General features: G+C 62.1%; 21 protein-coding genes. 9 read left to right on the forward strand and 12 right to left on the reverse strand.

What is annotated here, in order from left to right; all coding sequences use genetic code 11:
• The 5 genes from IGW04_RS13740 (at position 1) to IGW04_RS13760 (ending at position 6,168) form a co-directional block, all read left to right on the forward strand.
• Positions 1 to 657 carry a type IV pilus inner membrane component PilO gene (locus IGW04_RS13740; protein ID WP_194713649.1) on the forward strand — a complete coding sequence of 219 codons (657 nt, stop codon included), beginning with the start codon at positions 1 to 3 and terminating at the stop codon, positions 655 to 657.
• A gap of 95 nt (positions 658 to 752) precedes the next feature.
• Entirely contained in the window at positions 753 to 1,190 is a 438-nt protein-coding gene (locus IGW04_RS13745; protein WP_267253696.1) for a pilus assembly protein PilP, read from the forward strand.
• A complete protein-coding gene (gene pilQ / locus IGW04_RS13750) occupies positions 1,187 to 3,274 on the forward strand; it encodes a type IV pilus secretin PilQ family protein (protein WP_228527087.1) in 2,088 nt (695 codons plus the stop codon). Before IGW04_RS13745 ends, pilQ begins: the two co-directional genes overlap by 4 nt.
• Positions 3,275 to 3,370: 96 nt before the next feature.
• Complete coding sequence (gene aroKB, locus IGW04_RS13755; protein ID WP_194713697.1) at positions 3,371 to 5,008, forward strand: bifunctional shikimate kinase/3-dehydroquinate synthase AroKB; 1,638 nt, start codon at positions 3,371 to 3,373, stop codon at positions 5,006 to 5,008.
• A 2-nt stretch (positions 5,009 to 5,010) separates the two neighbouring features.
• Positions 5,011 to 6,168, forward strand: coding sequence for a deoxyguanosinetriphosphate triphosphohydrolase (locus tag IGW04_RS13760; protein WP_194713652.1), 1,158 nt, complete (start codon positions 5,011 to 5,013; stop codon positions 6,166 to 6,168).
• 39 nt (positions 6,169 to 6,207) lie between these two features.
• Here the strand turns inward: IGW04_RS13760 and IGW04_RS13765 are convergent, their stop codons facing one another.
• From IGW04_RS13765 to IGW04_RS13805, 9 genes are all read right to left on the reverse strand, one after another.
• Positions 6,208 to 7,308: an enoyl-CoA hydratase/isomerase family protein gene (locus IGW04_RS13765; RefSeq protein ID WP_194713653.1), complete on the reverse strand. Its 1,101-nt coding sequence runs from the start codon at positions 7,306 to 7,308 to the stop codon at positions 6,208 to 6,210.
• A gap of 197 nt (positions 7,309 to 7,505) precedes the next feature.
• Positions 7,506 to 7,739 carry a hypothetical protein gene (locus tag IGW04_RS13770; RefSeq protein ID WP_194713654.1) on the reverse strand — a complete coding sequence of 78 codons (234 nt, stop codon included), beginning with the start codon at positions 7,737 to 7,739 and terminating at the stop codon, positions 7,506 to 7,508.
• A gap of 149 nt (positions 7,740 to 7,888) precedes the next feature.
• Positions 7,889 to 8,257 (reverse strand): ribosome hibernation-promoting factor, HPF/YfiA family, encoded by a 369-nt coding sequence (gene hpf / locus IGW04_RS13775; protein ID WP_194713655.1) that lies wholly within the window; start codon positions 8,255 to 8,257, stop codon positions 7,889 to 7,891.
• Positions 8,258 to 8,332: 75 nt separating this feature from the next.
• Positions 8,333 to 9,817 carry an RNA polymerase factor sigma-54 gene (locus tag IGW04_RS13780; RefSeq protein ID WP_194713656.1) on the reverse strand — a complete coding sequence of 495 codons (1,485 nt, stop codon included), beginning with the start codon at positions 9,815 to 9,817 and terminating at the stop codon, positions 8,333 to 8,335.
• Between the two features lie 12 nt (positions 9,818 to 9,829).
• Entirely contained in the window at positions 9,830 to 10,573 is a 744-nt protein-coding gene (gene lptB, locus IGW04_RS13785; protein ID WP_194713657.1) for an LPS export ABC transporter ATP-binding protein, read from the reverse strand.
• A gap of 1 nt (position 10,574) precedes the next feature.
• Entirely contained in the window at positions 10,575 to 11,129 is a 555-nt protein-coding gene (lptA, locus tag IGW04_RS13790) for a lipopolysaccharide transport periplasmic protein LptA (RefSeq protein WP_194713658.1), read from the reverse strand.
• 45 nt (positions 11,130 to 11,174) lie between these two features.
• Positions 11,175 to 11,771: an LPS export ABC transporter periplasmic protein LptC gene (gene lptC / locus IGW04_RS13795; RefSeq protein ID WP_194713659.1), complete on the reverse strand. Its 597-nt coding sequence runs from the start codon at positions 11,769 to 11,771 to the stop codon at positions 11,175 to 11,177.
• Complete coding sequence (locus tag IGW04_RS13800; protein ID WP_194713660.1) at positions 11,768 to 12,304, reverse strand: KdsC family phosphatase; 537 nt, start codon at positions 12,302 to 12,304, stop codon at positions 11,768 to 11,770. The genes lptC and IGW04_RS13800 overlap by 4 nt, the downstream gene beginning before the upstream one ends.
• Positions 12,304 to 13,329 carry a KpsF/GutQ family sugar-phosphate isomerase gene (locus IGW04_RS13805; RefSeq protein ID WP_194713661.1) on the reverse strand — a complete coding sequence of 342 codons (1,026 nt, stop codon included), beginning with the start codon at positions 13,327 to 13,329 and terminating at the stop codon, positions 12,304 to 12,306. Before IGW04_RS13805 ends, IGW04_RS13800 begins: the two co-directional genes overlap by 1 nt.
• Positions 13,330 to 13,469: 140 nt before the next feature.
• Between IGW04_RS13805 and IGW04_RS13810 the strand changes: the two genes are divergently transcribed.
• Entirely contained in the window at positions 13,470 to 15,455 is a 1,986-nt protein-coding gene (locus tag IGW04_RS13810) for a monovalent cation:proton antiporter family protein (protein WP_194713662.1), read from the forward strand.
• A gap of 112 nt (positions 15,456 to 15,567) precedes the next feature.
• On the forward strand, positions 15,568 to 16,470 hold the full coding sequence (locus IGW04_RS13815) for an AEC family transporter (protein WP_228527088.1): 903 nt from the start codon (positions 15,568 to 15,570) through the stop codon (positions 16,468 to 16,470).
• A gap of 18 nt (positions 16,471 to 16,488) precedes the next feature.
• Here the strand turns inward: IGW04_RS13815 and IGW04_RS13820 are convergent, their stop codons facing one another.
• Positions 16,489 to 16,767, reverse strand: a complete 279-nt coding sequence (locus tag IGW04_RS13820) for an acylphosphatase (RefSeq protein ID WP_194713664.1) — start codon at positions 16,765 to 16,767, stop codon at positions 16,489 to 16,491.
• 4 nt (positions 16,768 to 16,771) lie between these two features.
• Entirely contained in the window at positions 16,772 to 19,627 is a 2,856-nt protein-coding gene (gene uvrA / locus IGW04_RS13825; protein WP_194713665.1) for an excinuclease ABC subunit UvrA, read from the reverse strand.
• Positions 19,628 to 19,809: 182 nt separating this feature from the next.
• On the opposite strand from uvrA, the gene IGW04_RS13830 reads away from it, so the two are divergent.
• Both IGW04_RS13830 and ssb read left to right on the forward strand, forming a co-directional pair.
• The gene (locus tag IGW04_RS13830; RefSeq protein WP_194713666.1) at positions 19,810 to 21,006 is read left to right on the forward strand and encodes an MFS transporter; all 1,197 of its coding nucleotides are present in this window, start codon (positions 19,810 to 19,812) and stop codon (positions 21,004 to 21,006) included.
• Between the two features lie 20 nt (positions 21,007 to 21,026).
• A complete protein-coding gene (ssb, locus tag IGW04_RS13835; RefSeq protein WP_194713667.1) occupies positions 21,027 to 21,545 on the forward strand; it encodes a single-stranded DNA-binding protein in 519 nt (172 codons plus the stop codon).
• Positions 21,546 to 21,750: 205 nt separating this feature from the next.
• Here ssb and IGW04_RS13840 read toward each other — a convergent pair whose 3' ends face one another.
• Positions 21,751 to 22,293 carry an EamA family transporter gene (locus tag IGW04_RS13840; RefSeq protein ID WP_194713668.1) on the reverse strand — a complete coding sequence of 181 codons (543 nt, stop codon included), beginning with the start codon at positions 22,291 to 22,293 and terminating at the stop codon, positions 21,751 to 21,753.
• Positions 22,294 to 22,535: the final 242 nt, after the last annotated feature.

A 22,535-nucleotide genomic window follows, 5' to 3' on the forward strand; every position in this document is an offset into this window, starting at 1 on the left:
ATGGCAACCATGAAACGCTTCGACATCGCCGCCCAGTTCCAGAACCTGAACGGGCGCCACCCTGGACAATGGCCCCTGCTGCCGCGCGCACTGTGTGGCGTGGGCGTGCTGACGGCGGTGCTGGCGCTGGGCTGGTTCTTTTACTGGGATGCGCAACTTGAAGACCTGAGCCAGGGCGAGAGGCGGGAGCAGGAACTGCGCGACGCCTACAAGAGCAAGGTGCAGCAGGCGGTCAACCTTGATGCGCTGAGAAAGCAGAAGGAACAGGTCGGCGAATATGTCGCTACCCTGGAAAAGCAGCTGCCCAGCAAGGCGGAAATGGATGCGTTGCTGTCGGACATCAATCAGGCGGGCCTAGGGCGTGGCCTGCAGTTTGAATTGTTCAAGCCCGGGCAAGTCGTGGTGAAGGACTACTACGCCGAACTGCCCATCGATATCAAGATCACCGGCAACTACCACGATGTCGCCGCCTTCACCAGCGACATTGCCAACCTGCCACGCATCGTCACCCTGAATAACCTGAGCCTGGCCACGGGCAAGGACAACAACATGTTGAGCATGGAAGCGGTGGCCAAGACATTCCGCTACCTGGACAAGGAAGAACTGGCTGCGCAGCGCAAGGCCGAAGCGGACGCCAAGAAGGGAGCGAAGAAATGACGCTACTGCGGATAGGGCGGGCGCTTTGCTGCTGCCTGTTGCCTTCCATGCTGGCCGCATGCGGCGATGGCGGCATTGCCGAAGTCAGGCAATGGATGGATGAAACCCGCCGGCAGGCCCGGGTGGTGGTGCCGAAGCTGGCCGAGCCCAAGAAATTCATTCCGTTCACGTATGCCGGCAGAAGCGCAACAGATCCCTATAGCCCGGCCAAGTTCATCAATGCGCCGCCGGCCGCCGGGACCGGCGGTTCTTTCAAGCCCAATCTTGACCGTCGGCGCGAAGCGCTGGAGTCCTACCCGCTGGACAACTTGAAAATGGTGGGCACGCTGCAGAAACAAGGGGCGAGTTTTGTACTGGTACAGGCAGACCGCACCGTATTCCAGGCCAGGGTTGGCAACTACATCGGTCAGAACATGGGCCAGATCACCAAAATTACCGACAGCGAAGTGGAACTGAAGGAAGTCGTACAGGACGCGTCCGGCGAATGGGTCGAGCGCACAGCCAAGCTGGAGCTGCAGGAGAACAAAAAATGATCAATCAAAACTATCGTGCCCTTGTCCGTGGCTGTGTTGCGGTCTGCATCGCCGGCGCTTTCGGCATCAGCCATGCGCAGGAAAATACCATCGAGTCCATCGCCGCCAACCAGCAGGGTTCGAATGTGATCGTCAAGGTCGCAATGAAGAATCCGGTACAGAAGCCGCCTATCGGATTTTCGATCACGAGCCCGGCCCGCATCGCACTGGATTTCGCCGGCACAAACAGCACGATCAAGACACCAGTGCAGGAAATCGGCGTTGGCGATGTGCGCAGCGTCAATATCGTTCAGGCCGGCGAGCGCTCGAGGCTGGTTTTCAACCTGAACCGTCCGTTGAATTACGCAACGGCGGTTGACGGCAATATCGTCACGGTCACCATCGACGGCTCGGGCGGCGTTGCTCGCGCGGTCAATGCCGCCGGCGTGCCGGTGGTGCAGGCAGTGCCGGCGCCTGCGCCGGGGGCTGCCATCGCAGGCAAGCCAGCAATACGCGACATCGATTTTCGTCGTGGCGTGGCGGGCGAAGGCCGGGTCGTGATCGATCTGCCAGCCAGCCAGGTCGGCGTCGACGTGCGGCAGCAAGGGCAGAAAATCGTTGTCGATCTAATGAAAGCCAGCCTGCCCGAGGTATTGCGGCGTCGCATGGACGTCGGCGACTTCGGCACGCCGGTGCAAACCGTGACGGCGACAGCGCAGGGTGAAAATGTCCGGATGGTGATCGAGCCCAAGGGCTTGTGGGAACACAGCGCCTATCAGAGCGATTCCCAGCTGGTCGTCGAGGTGCGTCCGCTGAAGGAAGAGGCGAACAAGCTCAGCCAGGGTAACCAGGGATATCGCGGCGAGAAACTGTCGCTCAATTTCCAGAACGTCGAAGTGCGTGCGGTACTGCAGGTGATTGCCGATTTCACCGGCCTCAACATCATTACCAGCGACACTGTCGCCGGCAACCTGACCTTGCGCTTGAAAGACGTGCCGTGGGACCAGGCGCTGGACATCGTGATGCAGGCCAAGGGCCTGGACATGCGCAAGAATGGCAATGTGCTGTGGATAGCCCCGAAAGACGAGCTGCTGACCAAGGAAAAGCTGGAACTGGAACAGCGGTCGCAGATCGCGGAACTGGAGCCGCTGCGCACCGAGACGTTCCAGCTCAATTACCAGAAGGCCGAATCGTTCAAGGGCATCCTGGACAATGCCGGAGGCAGTGGCCGAACCATCCTGTCCAAGCGCGGTAGCGCCGTGATCGATCCGAGGACCAACCAGCTTTTCGTCACCGACATCGGCTCCAAGGTTGAAGAGATCCGCAAGCTGGTGCAGAAGACCGACATCGCAAGCCGGCAGGTGCTGATCGAGGCGCGCATCGTGGAAGCGAACGACACCTTCAGCCGCAATCTAGGTGCAAAGCTCGGTTTTGGCGTGCAGAACAACAATGCCAACATCGGCGGCCAGCAAGGACTGACGACCAACGTGCCTACGCCCATACAAGGAAACTCGGTCAATCTGCCAGCGGCCGCGATCAACGGCGCTACGGCAGGCTCCGTCGCACTCACGCTGTTCAATTCCGCGGCAACACGTTTCATCAGCCTGGAACTGTCTGCGCTCGAATCGGATGGCAAGGGCAAGGTGTTGTCCAGCCCGCGTGTGATTACCGCCGACCAGCTCAAGGCCACCATCGAGCAGGGTACCGAATTGCCTTATCAGACCGCAACCAGCAGCGGTGCCACTGCATTGTCATTCCGGAAAGCAAATCTAAAACTGGAAGTCATTCCACAAATCACGCCTGACGGCAATGTGATTCTCGATGTCGACGTCAACAAGGACAGCGTCGGCCAGCAGACCACTAACGGACTGGCGATCGATACCAAGCATGTCAAGACCCAGGTTTTGATTGAAAACGGCGGCACCGTGGTTATCGGCGGTATTTATATCCAGGAAGATCGCGATACAATCAACAAAGTGCCGGTGCTTGGTGACATACCGGTCATGGGGAACCTGTTCAGGCAAACAGCACGCAAAGCCGACAAGACTGAATTGCTGATCTTTCTGACGCCCAAGGTTCTCAGCGATAAACTGGCCGTGAGGTAAAAGAGAATTGAATTTCCTGAAGGCAGTGTCCTGCACTGCACGAAGCCCGTGGTAATCCCGAAAGAGGGAACGGGCAACATCTTTCTGGTAGGACTGATGGGTTCCGGCAAGACGACAGTCGGCCGCGCGCTCGCAAAAAAACTCAATAAACGCTTCTTTGATTCCGACCACGAAATTGAAGCGCGTACCGGCGCGTCGATTCCGCTGATTTTTGAAATCGAAGGCGAAGCGTCATTCCGGCAGCGGGAAGCGGACGTGATCCGCGACCTGACTGCCTGTGAAGGCATCGTGCTGGCTACCGGCGGCGGCAGCATCCTCAACCCGCAAAGTCGTGAATATCTGAAATCGCGTGGACTGGTCATCTATCTGCGCGCCGGTGTCAACAGCATCCTGCAACGTACCGGTCACGACAAGAACCGACCCTTGCTGCAGACAGCCGACCCGCGTCGCCGCCTGGAAGAATTGACCATTCAGCGCGAGCCCTATTACAGGGAAGTGGCGGACATCGTGATCGAGACCGGGCGCCCTAACGTACAATACCTGGTTCAATCCATTGTGGCGCAACTCGATAGTCTTGCAGCAACACGCGAGCCTGCCGGTGTGCCTGTGTCCTGTACCGATATCATGAACCAAGCTGTCTCTGCCGCCGAAACCGTTTCTCTGAACGTCGAACTCGGTGAGCGCAGTTATCCAATCGTCATCGGCCAGTCCTTGCTGGCCCGGAGCAATGGCATCGCCGATGCCGTTGCGGGCAAGCGCGCTGCAATCGTTACCAATATGGTCGTTGCTCCAATTTACCTTGAAGTCGTCGAACAGTCCCTGCTTGCCGCTGGCAAGCAGGTAACACGCATCGTTCTGCCGGATGGCGAAGAACACAAGACCTGGGAAAACCTGCAGCGCATTTATGACGGATTGCTGGCCGACCAGTGCGACCGCAAGACCACCATCATTGCACTGGGCGGCGGCGTCATCGGCGACATGGCAGGATTTGCAGCGGCAACCTACATGCGGGGCGTTTCCTTCGTGCAAGTACCGACAACCCTGCTCGCCCAGGTCGATTCATCCGTTGGCGGCAAGACAGGCATCAATCATCCGATGGGCAAGAACATGATAGGCGCGTTCTACCAGCCCCAGGCGGTGATTGCCGATACGTCCACGCTCAATACCCTTCCCGCCAGGGAACTGTCCGCTGGCCTTGCCGAAGTGATCAAGCATGGCGCAATCATCGATGCGGCATTTTTCGACTGGATCGAAGCGCATATCGACCAATTGCTGGCGCGTGATCCGGCTGCGCTGGCCTATGCAATCAAGCGGTCCTGTGAAATCAAGGCGGATGTCGTGCGTCAGGACGAGCGCGAGGGAGGCTTGCGCGCCATCCTTAATTTCGGACATACCTTCGGCCACGCGATCGAATCCGGCATGGGCTACGGTGAATGGCTGCATGGCGAGGCGGTGGGCTGCGGCATGGTGATGGCAGCAGACCTGTCTCATCGGCTGGGCTACATCGATGCCAGCGAGCGGGACCGGGTTGCAGCACTGGTGCGGGCGGCAGGTTTGCCCGATGTCGCGCCTGACCTGGGCGCGGAGCGCTGGATCGAGTTGATGCAGGTCGACAAGAAAAATGAAGGCGGGCAGATTCGCTTCATTCTGCTCAAGCCGCTGGGCAAGCCCATCATTACGACTGTTCCGCAAGACGTGCTGCTTGAAACCCTGAAAGCCTGTACCAGAAGCTGATCATGGACTTTGAAGCCTACCTCGCCCCGTATGCTGCGACATCATCGCATTCCAAGGGGCGACGGTATGCCGAGCCCGCAAGCACATCCCGTACGGAGTTCCAGCGTGACCGCGATCGCATCGTGCATTGCGGCGCTTTCCGCCGGCTGGAATACAAGACCCAGGTGTTTGTCAACCATGAGGGTGACCTGTTCCGGACCCGGCTGACGCACAGTATCGAAGTCGCGCAGATTGCCCGCTCCATTGCGCGCAACCTGGGCCTCAATGAAGACCTGGTGGAAGCGATCTCCCTGGCGCATGATCTTGGCCATACGCCATTCGGCCACGCTGGACAGGACGCGTTGCATGTCTGCATGAGGGAGTACGGCGGATTCGAGCACAATCTGCAGAGCCTGCGCGTGGTGGATATGCTCGAACAGCGTTATGGCGGTTTCGACGGGCTCAACCTGATGTTCGAAACACGCGAAGGAATATTGAAGCATTGCACCGCTGCGCATGCCGCGGCGCTTGGCGACATCGGCAAGCGTTTTCTGGAAAAGAAGCAGCCTACGCTGGAAGCGCAACTGGCCAACCTGGCCGATGAAATTGCCTACAACAATCATGATATCGATGACGGCTTGCGCTCAGGGCTGCTGACGGTTGAGCAACTTGAAACCATCGATTTCTTTGCTCGTCACAAGCGCGAGGCGGAAACTGCATTTCCAGGAATCGGTGGACGCCGGGCCATCAATGAAACAGTACGCCGGATGATCAATGCATTGATCATCGATCTAATCGACACATCAAGAGAACGCATACGCGCAAGCGGCGTGCAGACCGTTGAAGAAGTGCGTATTGCCGGCCCGCTGATTGCCTTCTCCGAGGGCATGCGCAGCGAAGCGATGTTGCTCAAGCGGTTCCTGCGCAAGAACCTGTATCAGCACTACCAGGTCAATCGGATGACCAGCAAGGCACGTCGTGTCGTGACGGAGCTATTCCATATCTTCATGCAAGAGCCGGCGCTTCTGCCGCCTTCCTATCAGCTTGCGAGCGATGCTGGCATCGATGAGACACAGCACACCGCATTGCAGGCGCGCAGCGTCTCGGATTACATTGCCGGCATGACGGACCGTTACGCGATGCGGGAGCACCGGCGCCTGTTTGCGATCGAGGAAACCTGAAGCCGCCGTGCCTGGTGGCGCGGCAGGCAAGCAATGCGGTCAGGCCAGATCGCGTAGCGGATGGGCGTAATCAGGCCAGACGTCGATGAAATAGCCGCTGACCTGTTCAGGTAGCACTTCTGCCAGATCGGCAGGTGACCAGCGCGGCGTATTGTCTTTTTCAATCACGCGTGCCCGTATGCCTTCCAGCACTTCGGTGCCTTCAAACGAGCGCCGGATCATCACGCGTTCCATGCGCAGGCAATCGGCCACTGACAGCGTGGCGCCGCGCCGCAGTTGCTCCAGGGTCACGCACAACAGCAGGGGAGAGCCGCGGCGCATGGCATTCAATGACTTGTCTGCGAAGTCACTGCTGTCACCGGCAAGTGACGCCACGATGGCGGCGACGCTGTCATGGGCAAAATGGCGATCGATTTCCGCGCGCTGCCGGGCCAGCATGCTGTTCCCGGGATCGGCTTCGGAGCGATACGGCGCCGCAAAGTTGCGTATCTTTTCGGTGATTTGCCTGCCGTCTGCCATCGGCACTGTCTCAAGCATGGCCAGCATTTCGGGCAGTACGGAGGAAGGGACGAAAACATCAGCCAGCCCGGCGTAGAGTGCGTCGTCGGCGGCGATGGTCTGTCCGGTCAGTCCCAGCCACACGCCCAGTTTGCCCGGCAGACGGGAAAGGAAATAGCCGCCGCCTACATCCGGGAAAAGACCGATATGCACCTCAGGCATCGCCATCGCGGTCTTGTCGGTCACGATGCGCAACTGGCTATGCGCGCTACCCTGCGAGATTCCCATGCCGCCGCCCATGACGATACCGTCCATCAGCGCGATGTACGGCTTGCTGTAATGGTGAATCAGATGATTCAGTGCGTACTCTTCAGTGAAGAAGTCTTCCAGCAAGGCGCTACCGCCGGCAGGACCCGCAGTGCCGACATCGTAGAAGAAGCGGATGTCGCCACCCGCACAGAAAGCCCGCTGGCTGCTTGATCGTATGACGACAGCAAGTACATCATCATTTGCTTGCCATTCGCGCAGGAGCGCAGTCAGCGCTCTTATCATGTCCAGCGACAAGGCGTTCAATGCCTTGGCCCGATCAAGGGTAATGAATCCGATATGGTTTGTTACGGTGCCTGTAAGGTGTGGGCTCATGTTGGGCTGGTCAGGAGCGTCTGACAAAAGATGCCTTCACCGTTCTTGAGGCTTGATTACCTGTGCCAGCACACACTCGTGGGCCGGTTGAGCGTCGTTGTCAGGCGCGTTAATGAAAGTGCACAGTTTAGCAACATTCGAGAAACGCAGCCTGGTCTGGACCGATCTCAGGCCGTGAGGACACTGTGTGCTGAAAATTAATGTGCTGCGCTTGCCTTGGCCAGTACCACGGTCCAGCGATTGAACAACAGCATTTGCAGGTGGCCAGGATCGTCGCCAGGACGGCAATCGATGATGGGATTGACGCTGTACTGGTTTTTCCGCACTTCACGGCGGATCTGCATTTCGCGGCGGCCTACGCGCAGCATGAAACCGGCTGGTGCCTGGTCGAGGTAGAGGGGATTGCTTGCGGTGGTATTGAATTGCGCCATGACGTCTTCTCCAAAGCAGAAACGTTGAACATGGCGTTAATGTATCATAAGTACTGTATGAATAAACAGTATTTTCGCGCTGTGGTTTTTTATGCAGGGTGCCCGGGGCACCCTGCGGTCATGCTTTTTACAGGGACAAATTGCAGGGCTCAGGCGATAGGTGCTGCTGCAGCGTCATCGCTATCTTCCCCGATCATGCGCTTGATGCCGGCATGCTGATGGTCCTGAATTTTGGTCTTGTATTTCAGGACCTGGCGATCGAGCTTGTCGATCAGGGTGTCGATGGCGGCGTACAGGTCCTGTGCGATGCTGGCCACATGCACATCCTTTCCCCGTAGCCTCAGGGTGATTTCGGCGCGCTGGCGCCTTTCTTTCTCAGGAAGGTTATCAACGGCCAGGATGACCGCTATATCAATGACATGGTCGAAATGGCGCTTGATCCGCTCAAGCTTGCCTTGCACGTATTCGCGAATTGCGGGAGTCACTTCGAGATGATGTCCACTGATGGTGAGATTCATACTTCGCTCCTGTGAAAGGCCGGCAGAGGTTTCAGTGAAGATGAAACATGTCAGCAAGTTACATGCTGCAAAAAGCTACAAGGACTTGCGCAGATTGACTGGAGGGATTTTCAGGGCTTCCCGATATTTTGCGACGGTACGGCGTGCCACTACCATACCCTGTTCCGCCAGCATTTCTGCGATGCGACTATCGGAAAATGGATTCTTCGGGTCTTCGGCTCCTATGAGTTGTTTGATCAACGCCCGGATTGCAGTCGATGAGGCTTCGCCGCCTGCATCGGTTGCGACATGGCTGCCGAAGAAATACTTCAACTCGAACATGCCATGCGGCGTGAGCATGTATTTCTGTGTGGTCACACGCGAGATGGTGCTTTCGTGTAAACCCAGTGTATCAGCTATTTCCCGTAACACAAGAGGTCGCATTGCCACTGCGCCATGGGAAAAAAAATTGCGCTGGCGGTCCACAATGGCCTGGGCGACGCGCAGGATGGTGTCGAAACGCTGGCGCATGTTCTTGATCAGCCATTTCGCTTCCTGCAGCTGCGAGCTCATCGAGCCTTCACCCTTGCTCTGCTTGAGGATGTTGGCGTACAGCGCATTGACGCGCAGGCGCGGCATGACATCGTGATTGAGCATTACCTGCCAGCCGTTCTTGCCGCGCTTGACGATCACGTCGGGAACGACATAGTCCGACGCGTCGCTGGCAAACATGGCGCCAGGATGCGGGTTGCATTGCCGGATCACTGCCTGCGCCTCGCGCAGGTCTTCCTCGTCGCAGTCCAGGCTCTTCTTGAGCTTGTTGAAGTCGCGCTGCGCAAACAGCTGCAAGTGCTTCTCGACGATCTGCAGCGCGGTGCGGCGCGTCACCATCGGAACGCGGGGCATGCGCCTGATCTGCAGCGCCAGGCATTCCGACGCGTCGCGCGCGCCGACGCCGGCCGGGTCGAAGCTTTGCAGCAGCTTCAGCGCCATCGACAGTTCCTCGATCTCGACTTCCAGTTCTTCCGGCAGGCGCGCGTGAATCTCCTCCAGCGGCTCGGTCAGATAACCGTTGTCATCCAGCGCATCGATCACCAGTTCAACCAGTGCCCGGTCGCGCGGATTCTGGACGGTGACGCGCATCTGTTCCAGCAGATGCTCGCGCAGGGTCAGCTCATGCGCTTCCATCTGTGGGCGGGCGTCGTCGTCTTCCGGCGCCTTGGAGGTGCGTGCAACGTCGTCGAAACTCCAGTCGGCGTCGGCGCCGCTATCGCTGCCTTCGCCGCCCCCCTCGCCGGCCTCGAAACCGCCTTCGCCTTCCGTCGCCGGGGCAGCGTCGGAAGCAGGCGCATCTGCGGCTGGCGTGGAGGTCGGCGCACTGCTGACGGACCCGTCGGCGAGCAGCCTGATCGAATGGTCAAGAGGATCATCCAGACGTTCAAGCAGCGGATTCTCGGACAGGATCTGTTCCAGTTCCTGATGCAGTTCCAGCGTTGAAAGCTGCAGCAGCCGGATCGACTGCTGCAGTTGCGGCGTCAGCGCAAGATGCTGGGATACGCGGAGTTGAAGTGTCTGTTTCATGTGTGCCTTTTCTCACATCCGGAAGTGCTCGCCGAGATAGACGCGCCGCACCGACTCGTCGGCAATGATGTCGTCCGGGCGGCCGCTGGCCAGCACTACGCCCTGATTGATGATGTAGGCATGGTCGCAAATGCCCAGCGTCTCGCGGACGTTGTGGTCCGTGATCAGCACGCCGATATTGCGCTCCTTGAGGAAGCGCACGATGCGCTGGATTTCGATGACGGCGATCGGATCGACGCCGGCGAAGGGCTCATCCAGAAGGATGAAACGCGGGCTGGTGGCCAGGGCGCGCGCGATCTCGACGCGCCTGCGTTCGCCGCCGGAGAGCGACATCGCCTGGTTGTCACGCAGCTTTTCGATCTGCAGTTCGGAAAGCAGGGCATTGAGCCGGTTCGCGATCTGTTCCTTCGACAGCGGCTTGCCTTCGTAGCGCTGCAGTTCCAGCACCGCGCGGATGTTTTCCTCGACGGTGAGCTTGCGAAATACCGAGGCTTCCTGCGGCAGGTAGGACAGGCCCAGCACGGCGCGCCGGTGGATCGGCAGGCGCGAGATGTCGACGCCGTCCAGGTCGATGGCGCCGGCGTCGGACGGCACCAGGCCCACGATCATGTAGAACGAGGTGGTCTTGCCGGCGCCATTGGGGCCGAGCAATCCGACTACCTGGCCGCTTTCGACATGCAGGGAGACGTCGCGCACCACCTGGCGCGCGCCGTAGCTTTTTTGCAGGCCCTGCACTTTAAGGATGCTGTTTTCCATCTCAGGGCGCCTTGGTGTCGTTGCGTGGCTGGATGATGGCCTTGATGCGTCCGGCGCCGGCCTTGCTGGTGCTGCTGGGCGTGTTGTTGACCGAGTAAAACTCCTGCTTGCTGTCGTAGGAAATGAATTCGCCTTCGACCTCGTCGGTCGGGCTGGCGCCTTCGAGCAGGCGAATCTTGGCGTTCACATAGAACTTCGCGACCTCGGTCTTGGTGTCGTACTCGATGCGGTCGGCCGCTTCGCCTTCGATCCAGAGGTTCGGGCCGCCGTCGCGCTTTTGCCGGAAGGTGGCCTTCTCGCCGCGCTTGGCGTAGACGGTGGCGTACTGGTAGCCGGCCGGGTCCTGGGTGACGACCATGCGGTCGGCTTTCAGTATCAGGGTGCCGCGCGTGAGCACCACATCGCCGGTAAAGGTGTTGATCTGCTTGACGTCGTCGTAGGCCATCTGATTGGCCTCGATGTTGGTTGGCTTGGTCATGTCGGCCTTCTCAGCCAGCGAGCTGCCCGCCGCGGCCATGCCTATCAGCAGAATGAACCATGCGTGAAGTTGTTTCATCACTCTTCTCTAAGGGAATGCGTTGTTGATTGTCCAGTCGCGCGCTCAGCGGACGGTGGCCTGGCGCGGCGGCAGGGTTGCCCGGACCCGGCTGGCAAGGCTGAGTTCGCCGGTGGCATTGTTGGCCACCATGCCCGCGCCGTTGAGTGTCGAACCGCCCAGGGTGAGGCGCACCGGCTTGTCGGTGCGCATGATGTCCTCGTCGGGCAAGATCATCAGGTAGTCGGATTCCAAATGGAAATTTTCCGCCTGCGGCGTTTTCGGACGATCTATCTTGACATCGTCATACATGTGAATCTTGACGCCACCGGGTTCCACGATGGCCCGCTGCGAGCGGGCCGTCATCGGCGGCCTCTCGCGGGAAAGGCTGTTAATCACGGGCAAATCGATCGTATGCGTGTCGTCGGCCGGATTGTGCACCATGCGCTTGCCGGCGATGTTGTACTGCGCCTCGCCGGTTGCGGACAGCCGCACGAAATTGAAATTGTCGACGTAGTAATCGGGCTCGGTGCGCGCCGCCGCCGGGCCGTCGCTGTTATCCGGTGTGCGCATGATCTGCAGCAGCCAGAAGCTGCCCAGCGCCATCAGCGTGACCAGCAGCAGCATCGGCGCCATGCTGAAGCGGCGGCGGTCCTGTTTCATCCCAGATACGGCGCCAGCGCCGCCTCGTAGTTGCCCTGCGCGCGCAGGATGAAGTCGCACAGTTCGCGCACGGCGCCCCGGCCGCCGCCGGCGGTGGTGACGTAGTGCACCCGCGAACGCACCTCGGGGTGGCCGTTCGGCACGCTGGCGGCAAAGCCGACGCGGGTCAGCACCGGCAGGTCGATCACATCGTCGCCGATGAAGCCGCTGGCCTCGGCTTCGACGCCGCATTCGGCCAGCAGCGACTGATAGCCCGACAGCTTGTCGTGCACGCCCTGCTGCACATGGGTAATGCCGAGATCGGCCGCACGCCGCGCCACCAGCGCCGACTGTCGAGCGCTGATGATGGCGGTGATGACGCCCGACTGCTGCAGCAGCTTGATGCCGTGGCCGTCGAGCACGTTGAAGGTCTTGATCATTTCGCCGTCTGCGCCGAAATGCAGGCTGCCGTCGGTCAGCACGCCATCGACATCGAACACCATCAGCCGGATGCGGCGCGCCCGCGCCATGCTTTCCTCGAGTGACTGCTGCATCAGATCACCTTTGCCCGGGTCAGGTCATGGATGTGGAGGGCGCCGACCAGGATGCCGTCGCCGTCGGTGACCAGCAGCTGGTTGATGCGGTGCTGCTCCATCATTTCGACCGCCTCGACCGCGAGCTGGTCGGGGCCGATGCTGCGCGGGCCGGGATGCATCACGTCGGCGATCACGATCTTGCTGAAGTCCTGCGCCTGCTCGATCAGGCGGCGCAGATCGCCGTCGGTGAACACGCCGATCGGCCGTCCCTGCGGATCGACCACCGCGGTCATGGCCATGCCCTTGTGGCTGATTTCCAGCAGCGCCGCGTTGAGCGAGACTTCCGGCGGCACCCTGGGCACCGCGTCGCCGCTGCGCATCACATCGCGCACATGGGTCAGCAGCCGCCTGCCGAGCGCGCCGCCCGGATGGGAGCGGGCAAAGTCCTCCTCCCGGAAGCCGCGCGCATCCAGCAGCGCCACGGCCAGCGCATCGCCCAGCGCCAGCGTGGCGGTGGTGCTGGCCGTGGGCGCCAGGTTCAGCGGACACGCTTCCTTGGCCACCGCCGCGTTCAGATGCACGTTCGACAGCAGCGCCAGGCTGGAAGCGTCGCTGCCGGTCATGGCCACCAGCTTGGCGCCCATGCGCTTGATGATGGGCACGATGGCCAGCAGTTCGGCGGTCTCGCCGGAATTGGAAATGGCGATGAAGGCATCGTTCTCGGTCACCATGCCCAGGTCGCCATGCGCCGCCTCGGCGGGATGAACGAACAGGGAAGGGGTGCCGGTCGAGGCCAGCGTGGCGGCAATCTTGCGGGCGATATGGCCGGACTTGCCCATGCCGGAGACGACGACCCGGCCGCTGCAGCCCAGCAGCAGTCCGACCGCCTGCGCAAAGCTGCCGTTGTCGGCGGTGATGCGGTCCTTCAGGGCCAGGATGGCGTCGGCTTCGATCTGCAGGGTCTCGCGCGCCATTTCGGCTGCGCGCTCCGCCTGCGCCGTGTCGAAAGGCTTCGACAATGTTTTTTCATGGGTTACACTCATGCCCGAAGTATAAACGAATTACGAAAGCAAAAAACCTGCCAGAAATAACAAAAACCCGGTGATTTGATTGGTCACTCATCGGCACCTGTTCATGTGCCGCTCCAGTTTTTCAACAATCGACCGGAAAGTCCGCCTGCCCAATGTTTTCTGCTCTCGAACTTACCTTGCTGCTGCTGGGCTCGGCCGTCCTTGGCGTGGTCGGTTTCCGCATGCTGCATCTTCCACCCATGCTGGGCTACCTGGCAGTGGGCATCCTGATCGGCCCGCACGCGCTCGGGCTGGCCGAGGAAAACGCCACCACCCATACGCTGGCGGAATTCGGGGTGGTATTCCTGATGTTCTCGATCGGCCTGGAATTTTCCCTGCCCAAGCTTTCCTCGATGCGCAAGACGGTGTTTGGCCTGGGCATGGCGCAGGTGCTGCTGACCATTGCGGTGACCATGCTGTTCGGCACGCTGTCGGCCTGGATATTGCCGTCGCTATTTCAGATCAGCTGGCGCGCCGCCTTTGCGCTGGGCGGCGCGCTGGCCATGTCGTCCACCGCGATTGTCTCCAAGATGCTGACCGAAAGGCTGGAGCTGGAAAGCGAGCATGGGCGCCGCATCATCGGCATCCTGCTGTTCCAGGACCTGGCGCTGGTGCCGCTCTTGATCCTGGTGCCGGCGCTGGCCAATCCGCGCGACCTGCTGCCGACGCTGGCGTGGGCGGGGCTGAAGGCGGTGCTGGTGCTGGTGCTGCTGCTGGTGATCGGGCAGAAGCTCATGCGCGGCTGGTTCCAGATCGTGGTCAAGCGCCGTTCGCAGGAGCTGTTCATGCTCAACCTGCTGTTGATCACGCTGGGCGCGGCCTGGATCACCGAGCGCGCCGGGCTGTCGCTGGCGCTGGGCGCTTTCGTCGCCGGCATGCTGATTTCAGAGACCGAGTACAAGCACCAGGTGGAAGAGGACATCGCGCCTTTCCGCGACGTGCTGCTGGGGCTGTTCTTCATCACCATCGGCATGCTGCTCAATGTGCCGCTGGTGCTGGAAAACTGGTGGCTGGTGCTGCTGTTGCTGCTGGTGCCGGTGCTGGTGAAGTTCGCGCTGATCGCGGCGCTGTCACGGCTGTTCGGCGCCTCGCCCGGCGTTGCGTTGCGCACCGGCCTGGCGCTGGCGCAGGCCGGCGAATTCGGTTTCGTGCTGCTCAACCAGGCCGGCGGGCTGCAGCTGGTCGATCCGTTCCTGGTCCAGCTGATCCTGGCTTCCATGGTGCTGTCGATGCTGATCACGCCGCTGATCCTGGCCAAGTCGGACGCCATCGTATTGAAGCTCTCCGCCAATGACTGGATGCTGCAGTCGCTGGCGCTGACCCGCATTGCCACCCGCACCATGTCGACCCAGAAGCATGTGATCATCGCCGGCTTCGGCCGCAGCGGCCAGAGCCTGGCCAAGCTGCTGGAGGAGGAGAAGATCGCCTACCATGCGCTCGACCTCGATCCCGAGCGGGTGCAGGAAGCGCAGGCGGCCGGCGCCAGCGTGTCGTATGGCGACGCCACGCGCCGCGAGAGCCTGCTGGCGGCCGGCATCCATCGGGCCGAAGCGATGGTGATCACCTACGCCAGCACGCCGTCGGCATTGAAGACGCTGCACCATGTGCATGAACTGGCGCCGCAGCTGCCGGTCATCGTGCGCAGCCATGACGATACCGATCTCGACAAGCTGCGTGGCGCGGGCGCGGCCGAAGTGGTGCCGGAAGCGATCGAGGGCAGCCTGATGCTGGCTTCCCATGCGCTTCTGATGCTGGGCGTGCCGCTGCGCCGCGTGCTGCACCGGGTGCAGGATGTGCGCGGCCAGCGTTACACGGCGTTGCGCGGCTACTTCCACGGCGCCGACGATGCGGCCGACCATCCCGAGCACCTGAATGTGCGTCTGCATTCGGTGGCGCTGTCCGAGCACGCGCATGCGATCGGCAAGCCGCTGGCCGCGCTCGGGCTCAACGAGATGGGCGCCGAGGTCACCGCGATCCGGCGCAGCAGGAGCCGCATCGATGTCACGCCGGACACGGTGTTCCACGGCGGCGATATCGTGGTGCTGCGCGGCGCGACCGAAGCCATCGCGCTGGCCGAAGCGCGCCTGCTCAAGGCATAGCGGCAGAAGAACAGGTATCTATGCCATCTCCGACTCACTGCATTCACTTCATCATTGCTGCGGTCTGGCCCATGCCTGCGCGCATGCGGGAAAAGGACTAGCAACAGTGGACATGTTTCAACGCATTCTCGGCATCATCCTGCCGGTATTCGCCATCATCGCGGTGGGCTACGGCTATGCGCGGCTGCGCGGCGAGAGCGTGCGCGCCGACATGGGCGCGGTCAACCGGGTCAGCATGGAAGTGCTATGCCCGCTGCTGGTGTTTACCGCGCTGGCGGCCAAGGACTTCGATGTGACCCACAACCTGGTGCTGATCGTGGCCGGCGCGCTGATCTCGCTGGGTTCGGGCCTGCTGGCGTGGCCGCTGGCGCGCCTGCTGGGCTATGACGCGCGCAGCTTCGTGCCGCCGATGATGTACAACAACTGCGGCAACATGGGCCTGCCGCTGGCGGCGCTGGCCTTCGGCCCGGCCGGCCTGTCGGCGGCGGTGGCGCTGTTCATGGCGGCCAACCTGGTCTATTTCTCTCTCGGCATCAAGATCATCGAGGCCGGGCGGCATGGCCGCCGCAGTTCCTTCTTCAAGTTCATGACCAGCCCGATGATGCTGGCGATGATCCTGGGCATGCTTTGCGCGCTGGCGAAGCTCCGCCTGCCGGCGCAGCTGCTTGCCGCGCTCAAGATGCTGGGCGACGCCTGCATCCCGGTGATGCTGTTCTCGCTGGGCGTGCGCATGATGGATGTGAATTTCCGCAGCTGGCAGATCGGCATGATAGGCGCGATCGCCTGCCCGCTGACGGGCCTGGCCAGCGCCGGCCTGCTCGATCTGGTGCTGCCCATGACCGCGATGCAGCGCGGCCAGATGTATCTGTTCGCGTCGCTGCCGCCGGCGGTGCTCTGCTTCATGATCGCCGAGCAGTACAAGCAGGAGCCGGACAAGGTGGCGTCCATCGTGCTGCTGGGGAACCTGGTGTCGCTCGGATTCGTGCCGCTGGGATTGTGGCTGGGGCTGGCGTGAGCTGAACCGCAGGACGGCTCAGGCGGTCGGGCGTATTTCCATCACGCCGGCGCGCACGCTGCCGGCGTCGCATGGCGTGGCGAGCACCTGCTGCACGCTGGCGCCGGCCGGGCCCCGGCGCGCCCAGGCCTCGATCTGCGCCAGCGCGCCGGTGTCGCCATCGACGACGGCTTCCACCGAGCCGTCATGCCGGTTGCGCACCCAGCCTGACAGCCCGAGCGATATGGCCTGGCGCTCGAACGCGGCGCGGTAGCCCACGCCCTGTACCCGGCCGGTGATCTGCAGATGCAGCGCCATTGCCTTACTTCTTTTTCTTCAGCATCGGCGCCAGGTACTTGCCGGTGAAGCTGGCAGGTGTCTTGGCCACATCCTCCGGCGTGCCGGCGGCGATGATCTGGCCGCCGCCCGCGCCGCCTTCCGGACCGAGGTCGATGATCCAGTCGGCAGTCTTGATCACGTCGAGGTTGTGCTCGATGATGACCACGGTGTTGCCCTGGTCGCGCAGGCGGTGGATCACCTTCAGCAGCAGGTCGATGTCATGGAAGTGCAGGCCGGTGGTCGGCTCGTCGAGGATGTAGAGGGTGCGGCCGGTGTCGCGCTTGGACAGTTCCAGCGACAGCTTGACCCGCTGCGCCTCGCCGCCCGACAGCGTGGTCGCGCTCTGGCCCAGGCGGATATAGCCCAGGCCGACGTCCAAGAGGGTCTGCAGCTTGCGCGCAATCACCGGCACCGGCTTGAAGAACTCGTGCGCTTCCTCCACCGTCATGCCCAGCACCTCGGTGATGTTCTTGCCCTTGTACTGCACTTCCAGGGTTTCCCGGTTGTAGCGGTTGCCGTGGCAGACATCGCAGGGCACGTACACGTCCGGCAGGAAGTGCATTTCCACCTTCAGCACGCCGTCGCCCTGGCAGGACTCGCAGCGTCCGCCCTTGACGTTGAACGAGAAGCGGCCGGCCGAATAGCCGCGCTCCTTGGCCGTGGGCACGGTGGCGAACAGGTCGCGGATCGGCGTGAACACGCCGGTGTAGGTGGCAGGATTTGAGCGCGGCGTGCGGCCGATCGGCGCCTGGTCGACCGAGATCACCTTGTCGAAATGCTCCATGCCGGAGATCGAGTCGTGCGGCGCCGGTTCGGCCTGCGAGCCGTACAGATGGCGCGCCGCCGCATGGTACAGGGTGTCGTTGACCAGGGTCGACTTGCCCGAGCCGGACACGCCGGTCACGCAGGTCAGCAAGCCCACCGGCACCTTGAAGGTGACGTTCTTCAGGTTGTTGCCGGTGGCGCCGGTGATGATGAACTGGCGCTTGGGGTCGGGCCTGGTGCGCTGTTCCGGCACCTTGATCTGGAAGGTGCCGTTCAGGTACTGCGCGGTCAGGGATTTCTTGTTCTTCAGGATCTGCGGCAGCGTGCCTTCGGCGATCACGTCGCCGCCATGCACGCCCGCGCCCAGGCCCATGTCGACGATATAGTCGGCGCAGCGGATCGCATCCTCGTCATGCTCGACCACCAGCACGCTGTTGCCGATGTCGCGCAGGTGCTTCAGGGTTTCGATCAGGCGGTCGTTGTCGCGCTGGTGCAGGCCGATCGAGGGCTCGTCCAGCACATACATCACGCCGGTCAGGCCCGAGCCGATCTGCGAGGCCAGCCGGATGCGCTGCGCCTCGCCGCCGGACAGGGTGTCGGCGCTGCGTTCCAGCGACAGGTAGTCCAGGCCGACGTTGTTCAGGAAGGTCAGTCGCGCAATGATCTCCTTGATGATGCGGTCGGCGATCTCGCGCTTGGAACCCTTGAGCTTCAGGGTTTCGAAGAACGACAGGGTGTCGCGCAGGGGAGTGGCCGCGACTTCATAGATCGCGCGTTCCTGCGCGCCGTTGCCGACCTTCACATGGCGCGCCTCTTCGCGCAGACGGGCGCCGTTGCAGGCCGGGCATTCCTTCTTGTTGATGAACTTGGCCAGCTCTTCCTTGACGGCGATCGAGTCGGTCTCGCGATAGCGCCGCTGCAGGTTGTTGACCACGCCTTCGAAGGTATGCTCGCGCACCACGGCGCGGCCGCGTTCATTGATGTAGGTGAAGGGCACGGTCTGCCGGCCGGAGCCGTGCAGCACCACGTCCTGCGCCTTTTGCGGCAGGTCCTCGAACGGCACGTCGAGGTCGAACTCGAAATGCGCAGCCAGGCTGGACAGCATCTGGAAATAGAACTGGTTGCGCCGGTCCCAGCCCTTGACCGCGCCGGAGGCCAGCGACAGGTTGGGGAAGGCCACGATGCGGCGCGGATCGAAGAATTCGATATGGCCGAGGCCGTCGCATTCCTGGCAGGCGCCCATCGGATTGTTGAACGAGAACAGCCGCGGCTCCAGTTCCTGCAGCGAGTAGCCGCAGTCGGTGCAGGCGAACTTGTTGGAATAGACGCTCTCGATGCCGGTGTCCATGTCCACCACCATGGCCCGGCCGTCGGCCAGGCGCAGCGCGGTCTCGAAGCTTTCCGCCAGGCGCTGCTTGATCTCGGCCTTGACCTTCACGCGGTCGATCACGACGTCGATGGTGTGCTTCTCGGTTTTCTTCAGCTTGGGCAGATCGTCGATGTCGTGGATGTGCGCGCCGCCGGTGCCGGACTGCACCCGGAAGCGCACGAAACCCTGTGCCTGCATGTGCTCGAACAGCTCGACATGCTCGCCCTTGCGGTTGGCCACCACCGGCGCCAGGATCATCAGCTTGGTGTCTTCGGGCATGGCCAGCACCGCGTCCACCATCTGCGACACCGACTGCGCCGCCAGCGCCCGCTGCGGATGGCGCGGGCAGTAGGGCGTGCCGACGCGGGCATACAAGAGGCGCAGGTAGTCGTGGATCTCGGTGACGGTGCCCACCGTCGAGCGCGGATTGTGCGAGGTGGCTTTCTGCTCGATCGAGATGGCAGGCGACAGGCCTTCGATCAGGTCGACGTCGGGCTTTTCCATCAGCTGCAGGAACTGCCGCGCATAGGCCGACAGCGATTCGACATAGCGCCGCTGGCCTTCGGCATACAGGGTGTCGAAGGCCAGCGAGGATTTTCCGGAACCGGACAGTCCGGTAATGACAATCAGTTTGTTGCGTGGCAGGTCAAGGTTGATGTTCTTGAGGTTGTGAGTACGGGCGCCTCGAATGCGAATTTCTTCCATGAATACTTTCAGCGTTAGTATCCCGGCTGCTTGTGAAATGTTGTGCAATCAATCGTGGCAGAGCGGGGTTCAAGCGGGTCAACCTGATACTATAACGGGTTTTGAAGTTCGCCGTATTACCCGGTATTTGCCGCTAAACCCTATCCATGTCATCCAGTCAATCCTCCTTGCAGGACAACCGCATGAGCCGCACCGAAGTCCGCGCCAGCGCCTCGCTGGCCGCCATCTTCGCGCTGCGCATGCTGGGCCTGTTCCTGATCCTGCCGGTGTTTTCCGTGCATGCCCGCAGCATGCCCGGCGGCGACAATGCGACCCTGATCGGCCTGGCGCTGGGCGTGTATGGCCTGACCCAGTCGTTCGGGCAGATCCCGTTGGGCATCGCCTCCGACCGCTATGGCAGGAAGCGCATCATCATCATCGGCCTGCTGCTGTTCGCGATCGGCTCCTTCATCGCCGCCATGGCCAGCCATATCGGCTGGGTCATCGTCGGCCGCGCGGTCCAGGGCGCCGGCGCGATCTCGGCGGCCATCACCGCGCTGATCGCCGACAGCACCCGCGAGGAGCACCGGACCAAGGCCATGGCCATGGTGGGCGGCTCGATCGGGCTGTCGTTCGCGCTGTCGCTGGTGGCCGCGCCGCTGCTCTACAGCGCCATCGGCATGAGCGGCATGTTCGCGCTGATCGGCGTCATGTCGGTGGCGGCCATCCTGGTGGTGCTGTACGTGGTGCCGCCTGCCGCGCCGCTGCCGCCGGGTCGGGTGCGCTTTGCCGAAGTACTGAAGAACCGCGAGCTGATGCGGCTCAATTACGGCGTGTTCGCGCTGCACCTGACGCAGATGGCGATGTTCGTGGTGGTGCCGGCGGCGCTGGTGCAGAGCATGAACCTGCCGGTGTCGGCGCATTGGAAAATTTATCTGCCGGTGGTGCTGGCGTCCTTCGTGCTGATGCTGCCGCCGGTGTTCGTCGGCGAGAAGCGCGGCTGCATGAAGCAGGTGTTCATCGGCGCCATCGCGCTGCTGCTGCTGGTGCAGGGCGGCATGTGGTTCACGCTGTCGCAGGCCACGCCGGGCGCGCCGGCTTTGGTCGGCCTGCTGCTGGCCTTTTTCATCGCCTTCAACATCCTGGAAGCGAGCCAGCCGTCGCTGGTATCGCGCCTTGCGCCGCCCGGCGGACGCGGCGCCGCGCTGGGCGTCTACAACACCTTGCAGGCCCTGGGCCTGTTCTGCGGCGGCGCCGCCGGCGGCTGGCTGACCCAGCATGCGAGCCGCTCGGCGGTCTTCATTCTGGGCGCGGGGCTGACCGTGGTGTGGCTTATAATTGCGTCCAATATGCAAAACCTGCCGCGGCGCGGCCCGAAACAGCAGCCAGCCGCCGTCTAAACAGTTAAGGAGAGTTATCCATGGCTTCGGTCAACAAGGTCATCATCGTTGGCAACCTCGGGCGCGACCCGGAGACCCGCTACATGCCCAGCGGCGACGCAATGACGTCGATCACCGTCGCAACCACCGACACCTGGAAGGACAAGGCCACCGGTGAAAAAAAGGAACAGACCGAATGGCATCGCATCAGCTTCTTCGGCAAGCTGGCGGAGATCGCCGGCCAGTACCTGAAGAAGGGCAGCCAGGTCTATATCGAAGGCTCGCTGCGCACCCGCAAGTACACCGACAAGGATGGCGTCGAAAAATACGCGACCGACATCCGCGCCGACACCATGCAGATGCTGGGCAGCCGCCAGGGCATGGGCGGCGGCGCGGGCGCCGGCGGCGGCATGGGCGGCGGCATGGATGACGGCGGCTACGGCAGCGCGCCGCCGGCCCGCCAGAACACCGGCGGTAGTGGCGGTGGTGGCGGCGGCAGCCGCCCGGCGCCGCGTCCGGCGCCGAACTTCTCGGATATGGATGACGATATTCCGTTCTGAAGAAACCGATCCAGCCCGGAACGTCCAGCAAAACCCCTGACCTTGCTTCACAGCCGGTCAGGGGTTTTTCATTTGGGTTGCGGCACTGCGGCCGCTGGTGTCGCCAGTGCGCAGTGCCGGCTCCGATGCCGATCGAAACCAGCAAACTCGCCAGGCTGCAAGCCTTTCCTTCGCGCTCATGACGGCCTGCCTGACCAGGGACACATCAACCCGCGTCCTGCCTGTTTCCCCGCGCAGCCCCGACAATGCGGGCCAGCACGGGCTCGCACAGCATCAGCAGCAGCGCCAGGCAGATCAGGCCGAAGCACAGCGCGCTGGTGGCCGACAAGGTCTGGTGATAAACCAGCACGGCGACCAGCCGGGTGCGGCTCATGGTTTCTCCGAACACCAGGCACCCGGCGGCGATGGCCACGAAAGGCGCGAGCAGATAACCCAGGCCGCTTTCGACCACGTGTCCCTGGATGGATTCCCATATGAAGGTGAGCCAGTTGCAGGCCAACAGAATCGCCGCCGTTACGTGGATCGCCAAATCGCGCTGGCTCACGCGCTGCGCCAGTGCGCGCAGCCGGCCCAGCGTGCCCATGATCAGCAGCAGGGCGGCCAGCGAAGCAATGATGCGCGCAGTCAGCAGCGTCAGGGGAGGCAGCGCGCCAAGGGTCTTCCAGAACAGTGCTGACAGGCCGAGCAGTACATTGGCCATGATGCCGGCGCAGGCGGCCGCCATGTGGCGCGAGGCCAGGGCCATCACGCCCTGCCTGCCTTGCCGGGGCGGCAGCCAAGCGATTCAACAGACCACGACAAGCCGCCATCGGTATTCATCAGGCAAGCGGCCCGTCCGGTGCGGGCTGTTGTTGTCAGGCCATGGGAGCCGCCGCATGCGACGCGGCCAGTCATCAGCCATGGCATGTGCCCAGGCAAGGTTTCTGGCGCGGCCGGGGATAGGCAAGACGATTGAATGGCGCATGCCAGCATGGTGATATTCCTGTTGAA

The sequence above is a fragment of the Noviherbaspirillum soli genome, assembly GCF_015352955.1.
Classification (GTDB): Bacteria; Pseudomonadota; Gammaproteobacteria; order Burkholderiales; family Burkholderiaceae_D; genus Noviherbaspirillum_A; species Noviherbaspirillum_A soli.

Coding starts and splice junctions, on each gene's coding strand:
- IGW04_RS13815 (WP_228527088.1), top strand. CDS start 15,568: ATGTTTCAACGCATTCTCGGCATCATCCTGCCGGTATTCGCCATCATC.
- IGW04_RS13810 (WP_194713662.1), top strand. CDS start 13,470: ATGTTTTCTGCTCTCGAACTTACCTTGCTGCTGCTGGGCTCGGCCGTC.
- IGW04_RS13830 (WP_194713666.1), top strand. CDS start 19,810: ATGAGCCGCACCGAAGTCCGCGCCAGCGCCTCGCTGGCCGCCATCTTC.
- IGW04_RS13820 (WP_194713664.1), bottom strand. CDS start 16,767: ATGGCGCTGCATCTGCAGATCACCGGCCGGGTACAGGGCGTGGGCTAC.
- ssb (WP_194713667.1), top strand. CDS start 21,027: ATGGCTTCGGTCAACAAGGTCATCATCGTTGGCAACCTCGGGCGCGAC.
- IGW04_RS13780 (WP_194713656.1), bottom strand. CDS start 9,817: ATGAAACAGACACTTCAACTCCGCGTATCCCAGCATCTTGCGCTGACG.
- IGW04_RS13770 (WP_194713654.1), bottom strand. CDS start 7,739: ATGGCGCAATTCAATACCACCGCAAGCAATCCCCTCTACCTCGACCAG.
- aroKB (WP_194713697.1), top strand. CDS start 3,371: ATGGGTTCCGGCAAGACGACAGTCGGCCGCGCGCTCGCAAAAAAACTC.
- IGW04_RS13805 (WP_194713661.1), bottom strand. CDS start 13,329: ATGAGTGTAACCCATGAAAAAACATTGTCGAAGCCTTTCGACACGGCG.
- pilQ (WP_228527087.1), top strand. CDS start 1,187: ATGATCAATCAAAACTATCGTGCCCTTGTCCGTGGCTGTGTTGCGGTC.
- IGW04_RS13760 (WP_194713652.1), top strand. CDS start 5,011: ATGGACTTTGAAGCCTACCTCGCCCCGTATGCTGCGACATCATCGCAT.
- lptA (WP_194713658.1), bottom strand. CDS start 11,129: ATGAAACAACTTCACGCATGGTTCATTCTGCTGATAGGCATGGCCGCG.
- IGW04_RS13745 (WP_267253696.1), top strand. CDS start 753: ATGGATGAAACCCGCCGGCAGGCCCGGGTGGTGGTGCCGAAGCTGGCC.
- hpf (WP_194713655.1), bottom strand. CDS start 8,257: ATGAATCTCACCATCAGTGGACATCATCTCGAAGTGACTCCCGCAATT.
- IGW04_RS13765 (WP_194713653.1), bottom strand. CDS start 7,308: ATGAGCCCACACCTTACAGGCACCGTAACAAACCATATCGGATTCATT.
- uvrA (WP_194713665.1), bottom strand. CDS start 19,627: ATGGAAGAAATTCGCATTCGAGGCGCCCGTACTCACAACCTCAAGAAC.
- lptC (WP_194713659.1), bottom strand. CDS start 11,771: ATGAAACAGGACCGCCGCCGCTTCAGCATGGCGCCGATGCTGCTGCTG.
- IGW04_RS13800 (WP_194713660.1), bottom strand. CDS start 12,304: ATGCAGCAGTCACTCGAGGAAAGCATGGCGCGGGCGCGCCGCATCCGG.
- IGW04_RS13740 (WP_194713649.1), top strand. CDS start 1: ATGGCAACCATGAAACGCTTCGACATCGCCGCCCAGTTCCAGAACCTG.
- lptB (WP_194713657.1), bottom strand. CDS start 10,573: ATGGAAAACAGCATCCTTAAAGTGCAGGGCCTGCAAAAAAGCTACGGC.